The organism is Arthrobacter sp. SLBN-53 (assembly GCF_006715585.1).
In the GTDB taxonomy this organism is placed as follows: Bacteria; Actinomycetota; Actinomycetes; order Mycobacteriales; family Mycobacteriaceae; genus Mycobacterium; species Mycobacterium neoaurum_A.
Map to the genome: position 1 here is coordinate 2,147,011 of NZ_VFNN01000001.1, position 15,761 is coordinate 2,162,771.

Annotated in this window: 17 protein-coding genes; 6 read left to right on the forward strand and 11 right to left on the reverse strand. The window is 66.0% G+C overall.

Annotated elements, in window-relative coordinates:
• Positions 1-3: 3 nt before the first annotated feature.
• Both FBY28_RS10205 and FBY28_RS10210 read right to left on the reverse strand, forming a co-directional pair.
• Positions 4-921 (reverse strand): acetaldehyde dehydrogenase (acetylating), encoded by a 918-nt coding sequence (locus FBY28_RS10205; protein ID WP_141866407.1) that lies wholly within the window; start codon positions 919-921, stop codon positions 4-6.
• Positions 922-930: 9 nt separating this feature from the next.
• The gene (locus FBY28_RS10210; RefSeq protein ID WP_216847610.1) at positions 931-1,743 is read right to left on the reverse strand and encodes a 2-keto-4-pentenoate hydratase; all 813 of its coding nucleotides are present in this window, start codon (positions 1,741-1,743) and stop codon (positions 931-933) included.
• A 68-nt stretch (positions 1,744-1,811) separates the two neighbouring features.
• Between FBY28_RS10210 and kstD the strand changes: the two genes are divergently transcribed.
• Together kstD and chsH3 are read left to right on the forward strand one after the other, a co-directional pair.
• Positions 1,812-3,503 (forward strand): 3-oxosteroid 1-dehydrogenase, encoded by a 1,692-nt coding sequence (kstD, locus tag FBY28_RS10215; protein ID WP_141866409.1) that lies wholly within the window; start codon positions 1,812-1,814, stop codon positions 3,501-3,503.
• 1 nt (position 3,504) lies between these two features.
• The gene (chsH3, locus tag FBY28_RS10220) at positions 3,505-4,365 is read left to right on the forward strand and encodes an enoyl-CoA hydratase ChsH3 (RefSeq protein ID WP_141866411.1); all 861 of its coding nucleotides are present in this window, start codon (positions 3,505-3,507) and stop codon (positions 4,363-4,365) included.
• On the opposite strand, the gene FBY28_RS10225 is transcribed toward chsH3, so the two are convergent.
• Genes FBY28_RS10225 through FBY28_RS10260 form a run of 8 tightly spaced genes read right to left on the reverse strand, consistent with a single transcriptional unit; the run spans position 4,362 to position 12,246 of the window.
• Positions 4,362-5,120: a PE domain-containing protein gene (locus FBY28_RS10225; protein ID WP_141866413.1), complete on the reverse strand. Its 759-nt coding sequence runs from the start codon at positions 5,118-5,120 to the stop codon at positions 4,362-4,364. The genes chsH3 and FBY28_RS10225 overlap by 4 nt on opposite strands.
• A gap of 6 nt (positions 5,121-5,126) precedes the next feature.
• The gene (locus FBY28_RS10230) at positions 5,127-6,221 is read right to left on the reverse strand and encodes a hypothetical protein (protein WP_141866415.1); all 1,095 of its coding nucleotides are present in this window, start codon (positions 6,219-6,221) and stop codon (positions 5,127-5,129) included.
• Between the two features lie 45 nt (positions 6,222-6,266).
• Positions 6,267-7,421, reverse strand: coding sequence for a 17-hydroxy-3-oxo-4-pregnene-20-carboxyl-CoA lyase (ltp2, locus tag FBY28_RS10235; RefSeq protein WP_174241813.1), 1,155 nt, complete (start codon positions 7,419-7,421; stop codon positions 6,267-6,269).
• Positions 7,422-7,441: 20 nt separating this feature from the next.
• Positions 7,442-7,849 (reverse strand): MaoC family dehydratase, encoded by a 408-nt coding sequence (locus FBY28_RS10240; RefSeq protein ID WP_174241591.1) that lies wholly within the window; start codon positions 7,847-7,849, stop codon positions 7,442-7,444.
• Entirely contained in the window at positions 7,846-8,817 is a 972-nt protein-coding gene (locus FBY28_RS10245; RefSeq protein WP_141866421.1) for a bifunctional MaoC family dehydratase N-terminal/OB-fold nucleic acid binding domain-containing protein, read from the reverse strand. Before FBY28_RS10245 ends, FBY28_RS10240 begins: the two co-directional genes overlap by 4 nt.
• Complete coding sequence (gene fadE29, locus FBY28_RS10250) at positions 8,814-9,977, reverse strand: acyl-CoA dehydrogenase FadE29 (RefSeq protein ID WP_141866423.1); 1,164 nt, start codon at positions 9,975-9,977, stop codon at positions 8,814-8,816. Before fadE29 ends, FBY28_RS10245 begins: the two co-directional genes overlap by 4 nt.
• 6 nt (positions 9,978-9,983) lie before the next feature.
• Entirely contained in the window at positions 9,984-10,982 is a 999-nt protein-coding gene (locus FBY28_RS10255) for an acyl-CoA dehydrogenase family protein (protein WP_141866425.1), read from the reverse strand.
• 10 nt (positions 10,983-10,992) lie between these two features.
• Complete coding sequence (locus FBY28_RS10260) at positions 10,993-12,246, reverse strand: cytochrome P450 (RefSeq protein ID WP_141866427.1); 1,254 nt, start codon at positions 12,244-12,246, stop codon at positions 10,993-10,995.
• A gap of 169 nt (positions 12,247-12,415) precedes the next feature.
• On the opposite strand from FBY28_RS10260, the gene FBY28_RS10265 reads away from it, so the two are divergent.
• From FBY28_RS10265 to FBY28_RS10280, 4 genes are read left to right on the forward strand one after another with little or no spacing between them, the layout of a single operon-like run.
• On the forward strand, positions 12,416-13,579 hold the full coding sequence (locus tag FBY28_RS10265; RefSeq protein ID WP_141866429.1) for a steroid 3-ketoacyl-CoA thiolase: 1,164 nt from the start codon (positions 12,416-12,418) through the stop codon (positions 13,577-13,579).
• 6 nt (positions 13,580-13,585) lie between these two features.
• Positions 13,586-13,960 carry a nuclear transport factor 2 family protein gene (locus FBY28_RS10270; protein ID WP_141866430.1) on the forward strand — a complete coding sequence of 125 codons (375 nt, stop codon included), beginning with the start codon at positions 13,586-13,588 and terminating at the stop codon, positions 13,958-13,960.
• A 9-nt stretch (positions 13,961-13,969) separates the two neighbouring features.
• Positions 13,970-14,455 (forward strand): nitroreductase family deazaflavin-dependent oxidoreductase, encoded by a 486-nt coding sequence (locus FBY28_RS10275; RefSeq protein ID WP_141866432.1) that lies wholly within the window; start codon positions 13,970-13,972, stop codon positions 14,453-14,455.
• Complete coding sequence (locus tag FBY28_RS10280) at positions 14,452-14,748, forward strand: hypothetical protein (protein ID WP_141866434.1); 297 nt, start codon at positions 14,452-14,454, stop codon at positions 14,746-14,748. The genes FBY28_RS10275 and FBY28_RS10280 overlap by 4 nt, the downstream gene beginning before the upstream one ends.
• A gap of 95 nt (positions 14,749-14,843) precedes the next feature.
• Here the strand turns inward: FBY28_RS10280 and FBY28_RS10285 are convergent, their stop codons facing one another.
• A complete protein-coding gene (locus FBY28_RS10285; RefSeq protein WP_141866436.1) occupies positions 14,844-15,749 on the reverse strand; it encodes an SDR family oxidoreductase in 906 nt (301 codons plus the stop codon).
• Between the last annotated feature and the right edge of the window lie 12 nt (positions 15,750-15,761).

Sequence of the window (15,761 nt, forward strand, 5' to 3'; positions counted from 1 at the left end):
AACTCATGCCTGCACTCCTGCTCCCGCTGCGCTGCGTTCCTTGGCGATCTCCTCGCCGACCTTGGTCGCCGCCGCGGTCATGATGTCCAAATTCCCGGCATAGGGCGGCAGATAATCCCCGGCCCCCTCGACCTCGACGAAGATGGTCACCACATGCTGGCCACCATTGACCACCGACGGCTCATCGAACTGCGGCTCATTGAGCAACCGGTATCCGGGCACATAGGTCTGCACCTCGGCGGCGACCTCCTTGATCGAGGCGGTGATAGCCGCGTGATCGGCATCCTCAGGGATGGCACAAAAAATGGTGTCGCGCATGATCATCGGCGGATCCGCCGGATTCAAAATGATGATCGCCTTACCGCGCGCCGCCCCACCGATGTGCTGCACACCGGCACTGGTGGTCTTGGTGAACTCATCGATATTCGCGCGCGTCCCCGGCCCCGCCGACGCGCTCGACACCGACGCCACGATCTCGGCATACGGCACATCCACCACACGCGACACCGCGTACACCATCGGAATGGTCGCCTGCCCACCACAGGTCACCATGTTCACATTCGGCGCACCCAGATGCACCCGCAGATTCGCCGGCGGAATCACCCCCGGCCCCACCGCCGCCGGAGTCAGATCGATCGCGGTGATACCGGCCGCCTCATACCGCGGTGCGGCATCACGATGCACATACGCGCTGGTCGCCTCGAACACCACATCGGGCTTCTCGGACTGGCCCAACAACCAGTCCACCCCCTCATGGGAAGTCTCCAGACCAAGCTTGCGGGCACGCGCCAACCCCTCCGACGCCGGATCGATCCCGATCATCCAGCGCGGCTCCAACCAGTCCGACCGCAACAACTTGTACAACAGGTCGGTGCTGATATTGCCCGACCCCACAATCGCAACACTCAACTTCTCAGCCATATGCGGCTCCTATTCGAAAGAAAGACGGACCGAACCCAGCCCGTCGAAATCCGCTACGAAATCGTCACCGGGACGAGCATCTATCGCCCGCATACACGCACCCGGCAACACGATGTCCCCCGCACGCAGACGCACCCCGAACTGATCGACCTTGCGCGCCAACCACGCCACCGAAGTCACCGGATTACCCAACACCGCATCACTGCGACCCTCGGCCACCACCTCACCATTGCGTGTCAAGACAGCATTGATGGCTTTGATATCGATGTCCTTGGGCGACACCCGTTCCGGTCCCAACACCCACCCCGCAGACGACGCATTATCGGCGATCGTGTCGCACAACTTGATCTTCCAGTCGGTGATCCGGGTATCGATCAACTCGATCGACGGCGCGAACGCCGCCGTCGCGGCCAGCACATCATCCTCGGTACACCCCGCGCCGGGCAGATCATCGGCCAGGATGAACCCCACCTCGACCTCCACCCGCGGATACAGAAACCGGCCCGCCGCAACCGGTTTGTCCTCGAACACCTCCATATCAGCGAGCAGATGACCGTAATCGGGCTCATCCACCCCCATCATCTTCTGCATCGCCTCCGACGACAGACCCACCTTGTGCCCGATCACCCGCGCACCCTCGGCCACCCGCTGCCGGATGTTGATCAACTGGATTTCGTAGGCATCCACCACATCGATATCGGGATACCGATCCGTCAACGGAGTGGTCGGCACCCGACTGCGCTCCGCCTCGGCCAAGTCGGCAGCAAGCTCGTCGCGGACCTCGACACTGAGCATGTTGGTGAATTCCCCTCGTAATCTCATCAGGCCCTCGACCGGCACAGTTGTGGGCCTGTTGTCGAAAGGCACTGCAATTCTATAACGTGTTCTACATGACTGAACAGGACTACAGTGTCTTTGACGTAGTGGTGGTAGGGAGCGGCGCTGCCGGCATGGTCGCCGCCCTCACCGCCGCTCACCAGGGACTCTCGACAGTAGTCGTTGAGAAGGCTCCGCACTATGGCGGTTCCACGGCGCGATCCGGCGGCGGCGTGTGGATTCCGAACAACGAGGTTCTGCAGCGTGACGGGGTCAAGGACACCCCCGCCGAGGCACGCAAATACCTGCACGCCATCATCGGCGACGTCGTGCCCGCCGAGAAGATCGACACCTACCTGGACCGCAGTCCGGAGATGTTGTCGTTCGTGCTGAAGAATTCGCCGCTGAAGCTGTGCTGGGTTCCCGGCTACTCCGACTACTACCCGGAGACGCCGGGCGGTAAGGCCACCGGCCGCTCGGTCGAGCCCAAGCCGTTCAATGCCAAGAAGCTCGGTCCCGACGAGAAGGGCCTCGAACCGCCGTACGGCAAGGTGCCGCTGAACATGGTGGTGCTGCAACAGGACTATGTCCGACTCAACCAGCTCAAGCGTCACCCGCGCGGCGTGCTGCGCAGCATCAAGGTGGGTGTGCGGTCGGTGTGGGCCAACGCCACCGGTAAGAACCTGGTCGGTATGGGCCGGGCGCTCATCGCGCCGCTGCGCATCGGCCTGCAGAAGGCCGGGGTGCCGGTGCTGTTGAACACCGCGCTGACCGACCTGTACATCGAGGACGGGGTGGTGCGCGGGATCTACGTTCGCGAGGCGGGAGCCCCCGAGTCCGCCGAGCCGAAGCTGATCCGGGCCCGCAAGGGCGTGATCCTGGGTTCGGGTGGCTTCGAGCACAACCAGGAGATGCGCACCAAGTACCAGCGCCAGCCCATCACCACCGAGTGGACCGTCGGAGCGGTGGCCAACACCGGTGACGGCATCGTGGCGGCCGAAAAGCTGGGTGCGGCACTGGAACTCATGGAGGACGCATGGTGGGGACCGACCGTCCCGCTGGTGGGGGCCCCGTGGTTCGCCCTCTCCGAGCGGAACTCCCCCGGGTCGATCATCGTCAACATGAACGGCAAGCGGTTCATGAACGAATCGATGCCCTATGTGGAGGCCTGCCACCACATGTACGGCGGTCAGTACGGCCAGGGTGCCGGGCCTGGCGAGAACGTGCCCGCCTGGATGGTCTTCGACCAGCAGTACCGTGATCGCTACATCTTCGCGGGATTGCAGCCCGGGCAACGCATCCCGAAGAAGTGGATGGAATCGGGCGTCATCGTCAAGGCCGACAGCGTGGCCGAACTCGCCGAGAAGACCGGTCTTGCCCCCGACGCGCTGACGGCCACCATCGAACGGTTCAACGGTTTCGCACGGTCCGGCGTCGACGAGGACTTCCACCGCGGCGAGAGCGCATACGACCGCTACTACGGTGATCCGACCAACAAGCCGAACCCGAACCTCGGCGAGATCAAGAACGGTCCGTTCTACGCCGCAAAGATGGTGCCCGGCGACCTTGGCACCAAGGGCGGCATCCGCACCGACGTGCACGGCCGTGCGCTGCGCGATGACAACTCGGTGATCGAAGGCCTCTATGCGGCAGGCAATGTCAGCTCGCCGGTGATGGGGCACACCTATCCCGGCCCGGGTGGCACAATCGGGCCCGCTATGACGTTCGGCTACCTCGCCGCATTGCATCTTGCTGGAAAGGCCTGATATGCCCATCGATGTGGAGAAGGCGCTCGCCGCCGACCTCGATCCGATCGAGTTCTCCTGGACAAGCAGCGATATCCAGCTGTACCACCTGGGCCTGGGCGCGGGCTCGGACCCGATGGACGAGCGCGAACTGCGCTACCTGACCGATGACACCCCGCAGGTGCTGCCGACCTTCGGCAATGTCGCGGCCAGCTTCCACATGACCCAGGCGCCGACCGTGCAGTTCCCCGGCATCGACATCGAGCTGTCCAGGGTGCTGCACGCCAGCGAGGGCGTGACCGTGCCCGGCCCCATCCCGACCAGCGGGACGGGATTCTCCAAGCAGCGGTTCACCGAGATCTGGGACAAGGGCAAGGCCGCCGTCATCGTCAGCGAATCCACCGTGACCGATGCCTCGGGCACCGTGTTGTGGACGACCAAACGCTCCATCTTCGCCCGCGGCGAGGGTGGTTTCGGCGGCGAGCGCGGCCCGTCCACCTCGGTCGAATTACCCGACCGGGCACCGGATGCCGAGATCGCGTTGCCGATCCTGCCGCAGCAGGCGCTGCTGTACCGACTGTGCGGTGACCGCAATCCCCTGCATTCCGATCCGGCGTTCGCCAAGGCGGCCGGCTTCGACCGGCCCATCCTGCACGGACTGTGCACCTACGGTATCGGCGCCAAGGCGATCGTCGACCATTTCTTGGATGCCGACGTGTCCCAGGTCGCCAGCTACGGTGCCCGGTTCGCCGGCACCGTCATCCCGGGCGAAACCTTGCAGGCCAACATCTGGCGCCACGACGGCAAGTTCATCGGAACGCTGACCGCGCCGAGCCGTGACAACACCGTGGTGCTCTCGGGTGTGGAGCTCGTCCCGGCCTAGACCTGCCGGGACAGATCCTCGCCGCCGGTGGTCGGCCGCGAGGGGCCGTGGGGCGCGATCGGCGCAGGCCCCGCCGCGGATCCGCCGGCGCTGGGTCCGGGCGCGGCCGACTCCCGCGAATCCAGCTGCGCCTCACGGCGATCCTGCTGATGATCGCGGGCGTCCTGGCCGGCCTGCCGTTCGTTCTGCTGGCTCTCGCGGGCATCCTGCTGGGCGTCGCGCTGATTCTGTTGGGCCTCGCGCTGCTCCGGGGTGGGCGCGCCCGGGACACCCGGCGGCGGGCCGCCCGCGGGACCGCCCGGCCCCTGTCCCTGATCCTGCTGCGCGGCCTGGGTGCCCTGCTGCACCGCGCCCTGGGCGGCCTGCATGGCCTGCTGCATCAGCTGGCCGAAGCCGCCGCCACCGCCTTCGCCACCGCCGCCGAGGCTGCCGGCGGCCTGCTGCGGCATCTGTGCCAACTGACCCAGCTGCCCGGTCAGCTGCTCGAGCATTCCGCCGACCTGTCCCACCGACTGGCCGCCTGTTTCATCGGAGGTGGTGTAGGCGGCCTGGGCGGCCTCGACCTTGCCGGAGAAGGTGTTCTCCTTGGCGGCCAACGCCGCCACGTTGGCGGTCAACTGGGCCTCCAATGTCGGCAGGACGGCCGCGATCGTCATGCTCATGGCGTCGGCGCCGGGCGGGATCATGGGCATCGGCGGCAGTTCGACCGCCGCCGCATTCCAGTTGATCTCATCGGGCTTGAACATTCCGGTCATCGCGGGTCACCAATCATCGTCGGCATCGTCTTCGGCAAGGTCGTGCTCCAGCGCCTCGGGCATCGCCAGACCGAGCTTGGTACCACCGCCGCCTGCGCCGCGCTGACCCATCATCGGGGCGCCACCCATCCCGCCCCCGGCACCGGCGGCCACCGGTGCGAGCCCGCCCAGGGCACCGGCACCGGCGTTCGCACCCGACGGCCCCACCGAGACCGGCGGCGTACCGACCAGACTCGCCATCAACGGGGTCTGCGCGGAACCACCGCCGCCACCGGGCAACGACGCCGCGCGCATCATGCCCGCCCCGGCACCGGCCCCGGCACCGCCCGCGAGCGGATGGTTGGAAAAAGCCGAGAACGGCGAGAAACCGCCTGCGCCCATGCCGCCGCTGCCGCCACCGAGCATGGAGGTCAGCTGTTGCAGCGGCTGACCGACGGTCTGCATGAGCTGCTGCGGCGCCTGGGTGACCTGTCCCATGGCCTGGCCGAGCATCTGCGGGAGCTGGCTGACCAGACCGGCCATCTGACCCATCATCTGCATCGCCTGGCTGGGATCGGCCTGGGACACCTGCTGGGCACCGACGGCGGGCGCACCGGTCGACGGTGTGGTGGCCGGGGCGCCGATGGTGTTGGCCATCGAGGTGGCGTTGGCCGTGACGGTCGCGGTGTTCTGCGACAGACCCATCATGATCTGGCTCTGCACCAGCGCCTGGGTCTCGGGCGACCCGGATGCCTGGATCGTCATGCAGGCGGCCTGGGTCTGCTGAGCGACCATATTGGCCATCATCTTGGTCTGGACGACGGCGGCTTCCATGGTGCGCAGCTTGGCGGCGATGGCGGCGGCCTGCGCCGCGTTGGACTCGTGCCCGCCGATGATCGAGGTGGCCTCGCCCGCGGCGGCCGTCGAGGCGGGCCCCTGCCATTCGGAGCCCATCTGCACCAGCTGACCCTGCTGCTGGGGCACCACGGTGCCACCGATCTTGGCCGCCAGCGCGTCGTACTGCGCCGCGGCCGCGGCAAGCGCGTTCTCGTCGACATTCGGCCACGCCGGCCCCGTAACCGTTTGCCCCCCGTATGGGCTCACATCAGGCTGGATCCCCATGGCCTCGAGATTACCGCGCCACCGACCGGTGGCGGTGCAGTAAAATCAGCCGAGGATCAGACCGGATGTCGGCACCCCGGTACCCGCCGTGACCAGCACATGTTCGACATTGTCGACCTGGTTGACCGACGTGCCCCGCAGCTGACGCACACCTTCGGCGATGCCGTTCATCCCGTGGATATAGGCCTCGCCGAGCTGGCCGCCATGGGTGTTGATCGGTAGCTTTCCGCCGATCTCGATGGCGCCGCCGGCGATGAAATCCTTGGCCTCGCCCTTACCGCAGAAGCCGAGCTCCTCGAGCTGGATCAGCGTGTACGGGGTGAAGTGGTCGTAGAGGATCGCAGTCTGGATATCCGTGGGCGTCAGACCGCTCTGCTCCCACAGCTGGCGGCCGACCAGGCCCATCTCGGGCAGCCCGAGCTCGTCGCGGTAGTAGGAGTACATGGTGAACTGATCGGTTCCCGCACCCTGCGCCGCCGCCTCGATGACCGCCGGGCGGTGCTTGAGGTCCTTGGCCCGCTCGGGGGTGGTGACCACGATCGCGACGCCGCCATCGGTCTCCTGGCAGCAGTCCAGCAGCCGGAGCGGTTCCGCAATCCAGCGGGAGTTCTGGTGATCCTCGATCGTGATCGGCTTGCCGTAGAAGTGCGCCTTGGGGTTGGTCGCGGCGTGTTTGCGATCGGCGACCGATACCGCACCGAAATCGGCACTGGTGGCGCCGTATTCGTGCATATACCGCTGTGCGATCATGGCCACCGACGCGGCGGGTGTACTCAGACCGTGCGGGTAGGACCAGCTGTACTCGACGCCACGGGAATCGGCATTGACGGTCAATCCCGTCATCACCTGACCGAACCGGAACTCGGAGCGCTCGTTGAAGGCCCGGTAAGCCACCACGACCTCGGCCACCCCGGTCGCGACGGCCAGCGCGGCCTGCTGCACGGTGGCCGCAGCCGCACCGCCGCCATAACCGATCTGGCTGAAGAACTTCAGATCCCCGATGCCGGTGGACCGCGCGACGGCGGTCTCCAGGTTGGAATCCATCGTGAAGGTGACCAGACCGTCGACATCGGACGGCGCGAGCCCGGCGTCATCGAGCGCGTCGAGCACCGCCTCGGCGGCCAGTCGCAGCTCGCTGCGCCCGGAATTCTTGGAGAAATCGGTGGCACCGATACCGGCGATCGCCGCTTTGCCGGACAGGCCGGCCTTTCCGGACGGTGTCACTTGTCCCCCAGGGTGAGCGTCGAGGTGGCGATGACATGGTTGCCGAGGCTGTTGGCGCCCACCACTTTCAGGGTCACCACATCGCCGTCGATCTCGGTGACCTCACCACTGAAGGTGATGGTGTCGTAGGCGTACCAGGGCACCCCGAGGCGCAGCTTGATGGACTTGACCCGCGCGTTCGGACCGGCCCAGTCGGTGACATAGCGCCCGACCAGACCGGTATCGGTGAGGATGTTGACGAAGATGTCCTTGGATCCCTTGGCCTGCGCCTTGTCCCGATCGTGGTGCACATCCTGGTAATCGCGGGTGGCGATGGCGGTGGAGACGATGAACGTCGGGTCGCCGTAGATCTGCAGGTCGGGCAGTTTGGTGCCGACCGCGACGTCGGTCAGGGTCAGACTCATGCTTGCGGCTCCCATGCGTACAACGTCCAGGCCGGGCTGACCTCACTGTCGGGGAAGTCGATATAGGTTGCGGTGACCGGCATTCCGATTTTCACCTGCTCGGTATCCACCCCACGCAGCTCGCCGAGCATCCGAACGCCCTCCTCGAGTTCGACGAGGGCGATCACGAAGGGCAGCGTGCGGCCGGGCACCTTCGGTGCATGGTGGACGACATAGCTGAACACCGTGCCCCGCCCGGAGGAGACGACATAATCGGCCGGTGCGTCTTTGTCGGCCCACATGGCGGGGACAGGCGGGTGCTGCAGCGTCCCGTCCGGGCGGCGCTGGATACGCAGTTCGTGTGCGTTGACGCCATCCCAGAAGAACTTGGTGTCACGCGACGAGGACGGCCGCATCAGTTTGTCGGGGTCGAGATCCTCGGGAATCGCGGCCGTTTCGGTCTTGGCCGCGTTGGCTGCCGGCAGGAACTTCATGATGCGCCAGTCCATCTCGGCGACCAGTTCCTCTGCGCCATCCCCGACGACATGCCAGCTGATCTTCTGGTTGATGAAATAACCCTCACCGAGCGCGGTCTGTTTGGGACCGACGATGCCGACGATCTCCGCACTCATCGCCACCTGCTCCCCCGGCTGCAGATAGCGGTGGTAGGTCTGGTCGCAGTTGGTGGCGACGACGCCGACATAACCGGCGTCATCGAAGAGCTTCATGGCCCGGGCGAGCGGGTCATCGTCGGAGCGGGACCGGCCCAGCCCCATCATGGTCCACACCTGGATCATCGCCGGCGGGGCGACGATACCCGGATGACCTGCGGCGCGGGCCGCCTCGGCATCGACGTAGATCGGGTTCTTGTCCCCGATCGCATCGACCCAGTGATGGATCATGGGTTGGTTCACCGGGTCGCGCGCGACGGTCGGGCTGCTGCTCCCCGCCGCAAGGACCGCCTCGATACCCGCCTGTAGTTCGCTCATCGGGTCACCCTCGGCACCTTCAACCCCGACGCCGCGATCATTTCGCGCATGACCTCGTTGACGCCGCCACCGAAGGTGATCACCAGATTGCGTTTGGTCATCTTGTCCAACCAGTCCAGCAGCCTGCCGGTGTGGGCATCGGCGGGGTTGCCGTAGCGGCCGACGACCTCTTCGGCCAGCCGGCCGACCTCTTGGATCCGCTCGGTGGAGAAGACCTTCGTCGCCGCCGCATCGGCCACCGCGATGGTCTCACCCGAGGCGGCCACCTGCCAGTTCAGCAACTCGTTGATCCGCCAGATCGATTTGATCTGGGCCAGCAGCCGACGCGCATCGTCCTGTTCGATCGGCACGACACCATCGGATCCGGGCGTGCACGCCCACTCGTGGACCTCGTCGTAGATCCCGGCGATGCGTCCGGCCGGACCGAGCCCGACGCGCTCGTGGTTGAGCTGGGTCGTGATGAGCTTCCAGCCGCCGTGTTCCTCGCCGACCAGCATGTCGGCGGGCACCCGGACGTCGTTGTAGTACGACGCATTGGTGTGGTGCGCCCCATCGCTGAGGATGATGGGCGTCCAGGAGTAGCCGGGATCCTTGGTATCGACGATGAGGATCGAAATACCCTTGTGCTTGGCCGCTTCCGGATCGGTACGGCAGGCCAGCCAGATGTAGTCGGCGTCATGGGCGCCGGTGGTCCACATCTTCTGGCCGTTGACGATGTACTCGTCGCCGTGTCGCACCGCGGTGGTCCGCAGCGAGGCGAGGTCGGTGCCCGCCTCCGGCTCGGAGTAACCGATCGCGAAATGCACTTCACCGGAAAGGATCCCGGGCAGGAACTTCTTCTTCTGCAATTCGGTCCCGTGCACCTGCAGGGTGGGGCCCACCGTCTGCAGCGTGACCATCGGCAGCGGGATATCGGCGCGGTTGGCCTCGTTGATGAAGATCTGCTGCTCGATCGGCCCGAAGCCGAGCCCGCCGTACTCCTTGGGCCAGCCCACACCGAGCTTGCCGTCCGAGCCCATCCGCTTGATCACCGTGCGGTAGGCCTCGTTGTGGCGATCGGACTCCATCGCCGCGGCTTCCTCCGGGGTGATGAGCGTCGAGAAGTACTCGCGGAATTCGTCTTGCAGCTTGCGCTGTTCCGGGGTCAGTTCGATGTACATGGCTATTTACGCTCCCACCAGATCCAGTCGATACGCAGGCCCGCCCAGCAAGCGGGTGAGGTCCTTGATGGAGGAGAAATACCGGTCCATCGGATAGGTGATGTCCATCCCCATGCCACCGTGCAGGTGATGACACAACCGCATCGCCGGCGGTGCCTGCGAGGTGATCCAGTAGCCCAGCAGCGCCAGATCGTCATCGGCATCGAGCCCCTCGGACAACCGGTAGGTCACCGACATGGACACGAGATCGATTGTGCGTGAGGCGATGTAGACATCCGAGAGCTGTGCGGCGACGGTCTGGAAGGTCGACAGCGGACGCCCGAACTGCTCGCGGGTGGCCACGTAATCGGCGGTCAGTCGCAGCGCACCGGCGACCAGGCCCGCGGCGAAGGCACCGGTGGCGGCCAGCACCAACTGGTTGACCCGCCGGACCGTCGCATTGGTGAGCACTCCGTCCACCTCGGCGCCGTCGAAGACCACCACATACTCGTCGGTGCCGTTGGAGGTCGGCGTCTTTGTCAGCGTCACCCCACTCGCGGTCGGAGCGATCACCGCGACACCACCGGCGGCGGTGACCAGCAGCCACCGCGCGGTGCCCGCATAGGGCACACCGATCTTGGTTCCGGTGAGCTTTCCGTCGGTCAGGGTCACCGAGGGACGCTCGGGCAACGAGACTCCGGGCTCGTTGAGCGCCGCCGACAGCACGGCCCCGCCGGCGACCCCGTCGAGATAGCGGTCCTGTTCGGCGTCGGTGGCCACCTCGAGCAGCGGCAGCAACCCCAGACCCAGCGTGGCCAGTGCCGCGCCGGTGGTGCCGCGCCTGCCGATTTCGGTGAGTGCGGTGGCGATCTCGGGCAGTCCGAGCCCGTCACCACCGAGACGCTCAGGCACCGCCAGCGCGGCCACCCCACCGGAAACCAGTGCGTCCCAGCTGTTGTCCCGTTCCAGTACCGAGGTCACCACATCGGCGACGGCCTGCTGTTCGGGCTTCGGCGTGAAGTCCACCTGGATTCCCCTAGCTCGAGGCGCCGGCGCCGGCGCCGGTGTAGTCGACCTGCCAGTGCTTGATTCCGTTGAGCCAGCCGGACTTCAACCGCTCCGGCTCGCCGATCGGTGTGATGTCGGGCATCACGTCGGCGATCGCGTTGAAGATCAGGTTGATGGTCATGCGGGCCAGGTTTGCGCCGATGCAGTAGTGCGCACCGGTGCCACCGAATCCGACGTGCGGGTTGGGATCACGCAGGATGTTGAACTGGTGCGGGTTGTCGAACGCCTCGTCATCGAAGTTGGCGGCGCGGTAGGACATCACCACACGATCGCCCTTCTTGATCTTCGCCCCGGCGAGCTCGGTGTCCTCCAGTGCCGTGCGCTGGAACGCCGACACCGGTGTCGCCCAACGGATGATCTCGTCGGCGGCGGTGCCCGGGCGTTCCTTCTTGTAGAGCTCCCACTGGTCGGGATTGTCGGCGAAGGCGATCATGCCGTGGGTGATCGAGTTGCGGGTGGTCTCGTTGCCTGCGACGGCGAGCATGACCACGAAGAAGCCGAACTCGTCGTCAGAGAGCTTCTCGCCGTCGATATCGGCCTCGATCAGCTTGGTCACGATGTCCTCGGTCGGGTTCTGCGCCCGCTCCTCGGCCATCTTCATGGCGTAGGTGATGAGTTCAAAGGAGGACATCGCCGGATCGACATCGGCGTATTCGGGATCCTCGCCTGCGGTCATCTCATTGGACCAGCGGAAGATCTTGTCCCGATCGTCCTGCGGCACACCGAGCAGTTCGGCGATGGCCTGCAGCGGCAGTTCGCAGGACACCTGCTCGACGAAGTCGCCCGAACGGGCTGCCGCCGCGGTTTCGGCGATCTTGCGGGCACGGGCCCGCAGCTCGTCTTCGAGCCGACCGATGGCGCGCGGGGTGAACCCGCGCGAGATGATCTTGCGCAACCGGGTGTGCTGCGGTGCGTCCATGTTGAGCAGCACGGCCTTCTGCAGATCGATGGCGTCGCGGGTCATCTCCTGCGGCCAGACCGGGATGGCGCCGTCGGGTGAGCTGCCGAAGATGTCGTTGCGCTTCGAGACCTCTTTGACGTCGGCATGCTTGGTGACGATCCAGTAGCCCTTGTCACCGAAGCCCCCGGTCCCTTCCGGCACGTCCACCCAGTGGACGGGCTCGGCGCGGCGAATCTCCGCCAACTCCTCCACGGGCAGGCGTTCGAGGTTCAGACTGGCGTCCAGCGGGTCGAAGCCCTTGGGCAGGTTGGGGCTGGGCATGCAGAGATCTCCTTGCTCAAATCGGGGCATGTCACCGGCTACCACGGGTGCCGAGACAATTCCTTCTAGTACCACTCGTGAACCATTGAAACATGCCTTCACCGCAGATAAAAGGCGCGGCGGCATCCTCGCTTGTCAGAGTAATGAAACGTGTTCTAGCCTGACAAGCATGGGTAATCCTGTCATCGTCGAAGCCACCCGCAGCCCTATCGGCAAGCGCAACGGTTGGCTGTCCGGGCTGCACGCCACCGAACTCTTGGGCGCCGTACAGAAGGCGGTCGTCGAGAAGGCGGGTATCGACGCCGGTGATGTCGAACAGCTCATCGGCGGCTGCGTCACCCAGTACGGCGAGCAGTCCAACAACATCACCCGGGTCGGCTGGCTGACAGCGGGATTGCCCGAGCATGTGGGTGCCACCACCATCGACTGCCAGTGCGGCAGCGCCCAGCAGGCCAACCATCTGATCGCGGGACTGATCGCCACCGGCGCGATCGACATCGGCATCGCGTGCGGTGTCGAGGCCATGAGCCGAGTGGGCCTCGGTGCCAATGCCGGCCCCGATCGCGGTCTCATCCGCGCATCGTCATGGGATATCGACATGCCCAACCAGTTCGAGGCCGCCGAGCGGATCGCCAAGCGCCGCGGGATCACCCGTGCCGACCTGGACGCGTTCGGACTGGCCTCGCAGGCCAAGGCCAAACAGGCCTGGGCCGAAGGTCGCTTCGATCGAGAGATCTCGCCGATCTCGGCGCCGGTGCTCGACGAGAACAAGCGTCCTACCGACGAATGGGCGCTCGTGACCCGCGACCAGGGCCTGCGCGACACCACGGCGGAGGGTTTGGCCGCACTGAAGCCGGTCATGGAAGGGGCCATGCACACCGCGGGAACCTCCTCACAGATCTCCGATGGTGCGGCGGCGGTGCTGTGGATGGACAGCGATGTGGCCAAGGCCCACGGCCTCACGCCGCGCGCCCGGATCGTCGCGCAGGCCAATGTCGGCGCCGAGACCTACTACCACCTCGACGGCCCGGTGCAGTCGACCGCCAAGGTGCTGGAGAAGGCCGGGATGAAGATGGGCGATATCGACCTCGTCGAGATCAACGAGGCGTTCGCCTCCGTGGTGCTGTCCTGGGCGCAGGTGCACGGGGCGGACATGGACAAGGTCAACGTCAACGGTGGCGCCATCGCGCTGGGGCACCCCGTCGGATCCACCGGAGCCCGGTTGATCACCACCGCGCTGCACGAGTTGGAGCGCACCGGTAAGAGCACCGCGCTGATCACGATGTGCGCCGGCGGCGCGCTGAGCACGGGCACCATCATCGAAAGGATCTGAGACCGCATGTCTGCCTCGGATGCCGAACGGATCGCGGCGGCGCAGGCCTATATCGACGCGCTGTCGACCCATCGCGCGGATGCCGTCCCATTCCATCCGGATTGCGTCCGCATCGAGATGGGGCTCAAGACCGGTCGGTCGGGAGATCACCTGCGGCGCAGCCTGAACAACGGTCCGCAGTTCAAGGTCATCGAAAAGACCACGCCACCGGATTTCACCATCGACGGGGACCACGTGCGCGCTCGTTTCGACGTGCTGACCAAGCCTCGGCTGTTCGGCAGGCGCGTGTGCTCCCATGTCGACGAGACGTTTCTGATCCCCGCCGACGATCCCCGGATCCACCACATCCGGGCGTCGCTCAAGCCGTTCATCAGCCGTTAGGGTTTCGCCATGCCCACACCACCCAAGCCTCTGAGCCCCAAACAGATCGAAGGCCTCAACTCCAAGGCGGTCGGCACCGGCATCAAATGGATGTCGCGCGCCAACACCTGGCTGTTCAAGAAGTCCGGCGGCAAGCTCGGCAACAAATTCCTGCGTGGCGCCGAGGTGGGCATCCTGACCACCACCGGCCGCAAGTCCGGGGAGCCACGGGACAGCCCGCTGCTGTTCCTGCAGGAGGGCCGGCGCATCGTGTTGGTGGCATCCCAAGGTGGCCGGGCCACCAACCCGATGTGGTACCTGAACATCAAGGCCGATCCGCACATCACGTTCCAGACGAAGAAGGAAAAGCTCGACCTGGTGGCCAGGGAGGCCACCGATGCCGAGCGCGACGATTACTGGCCCAAGCTCGACGCCATGTACCCCGACTTTGCGAACTACCGGTCCTACACCGATCGCAAGATCCCGATCCTGATCTGCGACCCCGCGACTGCGTGAGCCCGATCATCGGGCGGGCGGTCGCCGGGCTGCTGGGTTCGACCGCAGCACTCCTGTGGTTGATGTGCCTGTATCTGGTTGCCCGGTCCGGCTTTTCCAGCGATCCCGCGATCGATCCACACGGTTATGGCCTGATGTTCGGAACCGTCGTGGGGCTGGTCGCCGGGCTGCTGTCGGCCGTGGCGTTACCCGGCGCTCTGCCTGCGGATCGTCGGGGGCGTGCGACGCGGCGGTGTCTGCTGGCCTTCGTGACCACGACCGCGGTGCTGTATGCGGCGGTGTTCCTGAGGTGAGCCCGTGCGGTTTGTGGAGTTTCACCCGCGACGAGTGCGGGTGAAACTCCACAAACCGCGAGGAACTAAGCCCCGAAGAACTAGGCCCCGAGGAACTAGGCCCCGAAGACCGGCAGCGGGGTGCGCGACTTGGCCAGCAGATCGCCGACCACGGGCCCCAGCTCGGCGGGGTCCCAGCGCGCGCCCTTGTCGACCTCGGCACCGCGTGCCCAGCCCTCGGCAACCCGGATGATCCCGCCCTCGACCTCGAACACCCGCCCGGTCACCTCACGTGATTCGACGCTGCCCAGCCACACCACCAACGGCGAAACGTTCTCCGGAGCCATGGTGTCGAAGGCCGAATCCTGGGTGGCCATCATGTCCGCGAAGACCGTCTCGGTCATCCGGGTACGGGCAGAGGGCGCAATGGCATTGGCGGTCACACCGATCCGACCCATCTCCGCCGCGGCGACCAGGGTGAGCGCGGCGATACCGGCCTTGGACGCGCTGTAGGTCGCCTGCCCGACGCTGCCCTGCAGGCCCGCGCCGGAAGAGGTGTTGATGATGCGGGCATCCACCGTCTTGCCGGCCTTGGACTGGGCGCGCCAGTATGCCCCGGCATGTTTCATGGTGGCGAAATGCCCCTTGAGATGCACGGCCGTGACGGCGTCGAACTCCTCCTCGGTGGCGTTGACGAACATCCGGTCGCGCACGATGCCGGCGTTGTTGACCAGAACGTCCAGCGTGCCGAAGTTGTCGACGGCCGTCTGGATCAATCCCTCGGCCTGTGCCCAATCGGCGACGTTGGCGCCGCTGGTCACCGCCTCGCCCCCGGCGGCGATGATCTCGTCGACCACACCTTGGGCGGCGCTACCACCGCCGGCCGGTGAGCCGTCCAGTCCGACACCGATGTCGTTGACCACGACCCGTGCACCCTCCGCGGCGAAGGCCAACGCATGCGCCCGGCCGATGCCGCCGCCTGCGCCCGTCACGATGACTACCCGGCCGTCGAGCAAACCCATGGGAATATCTCC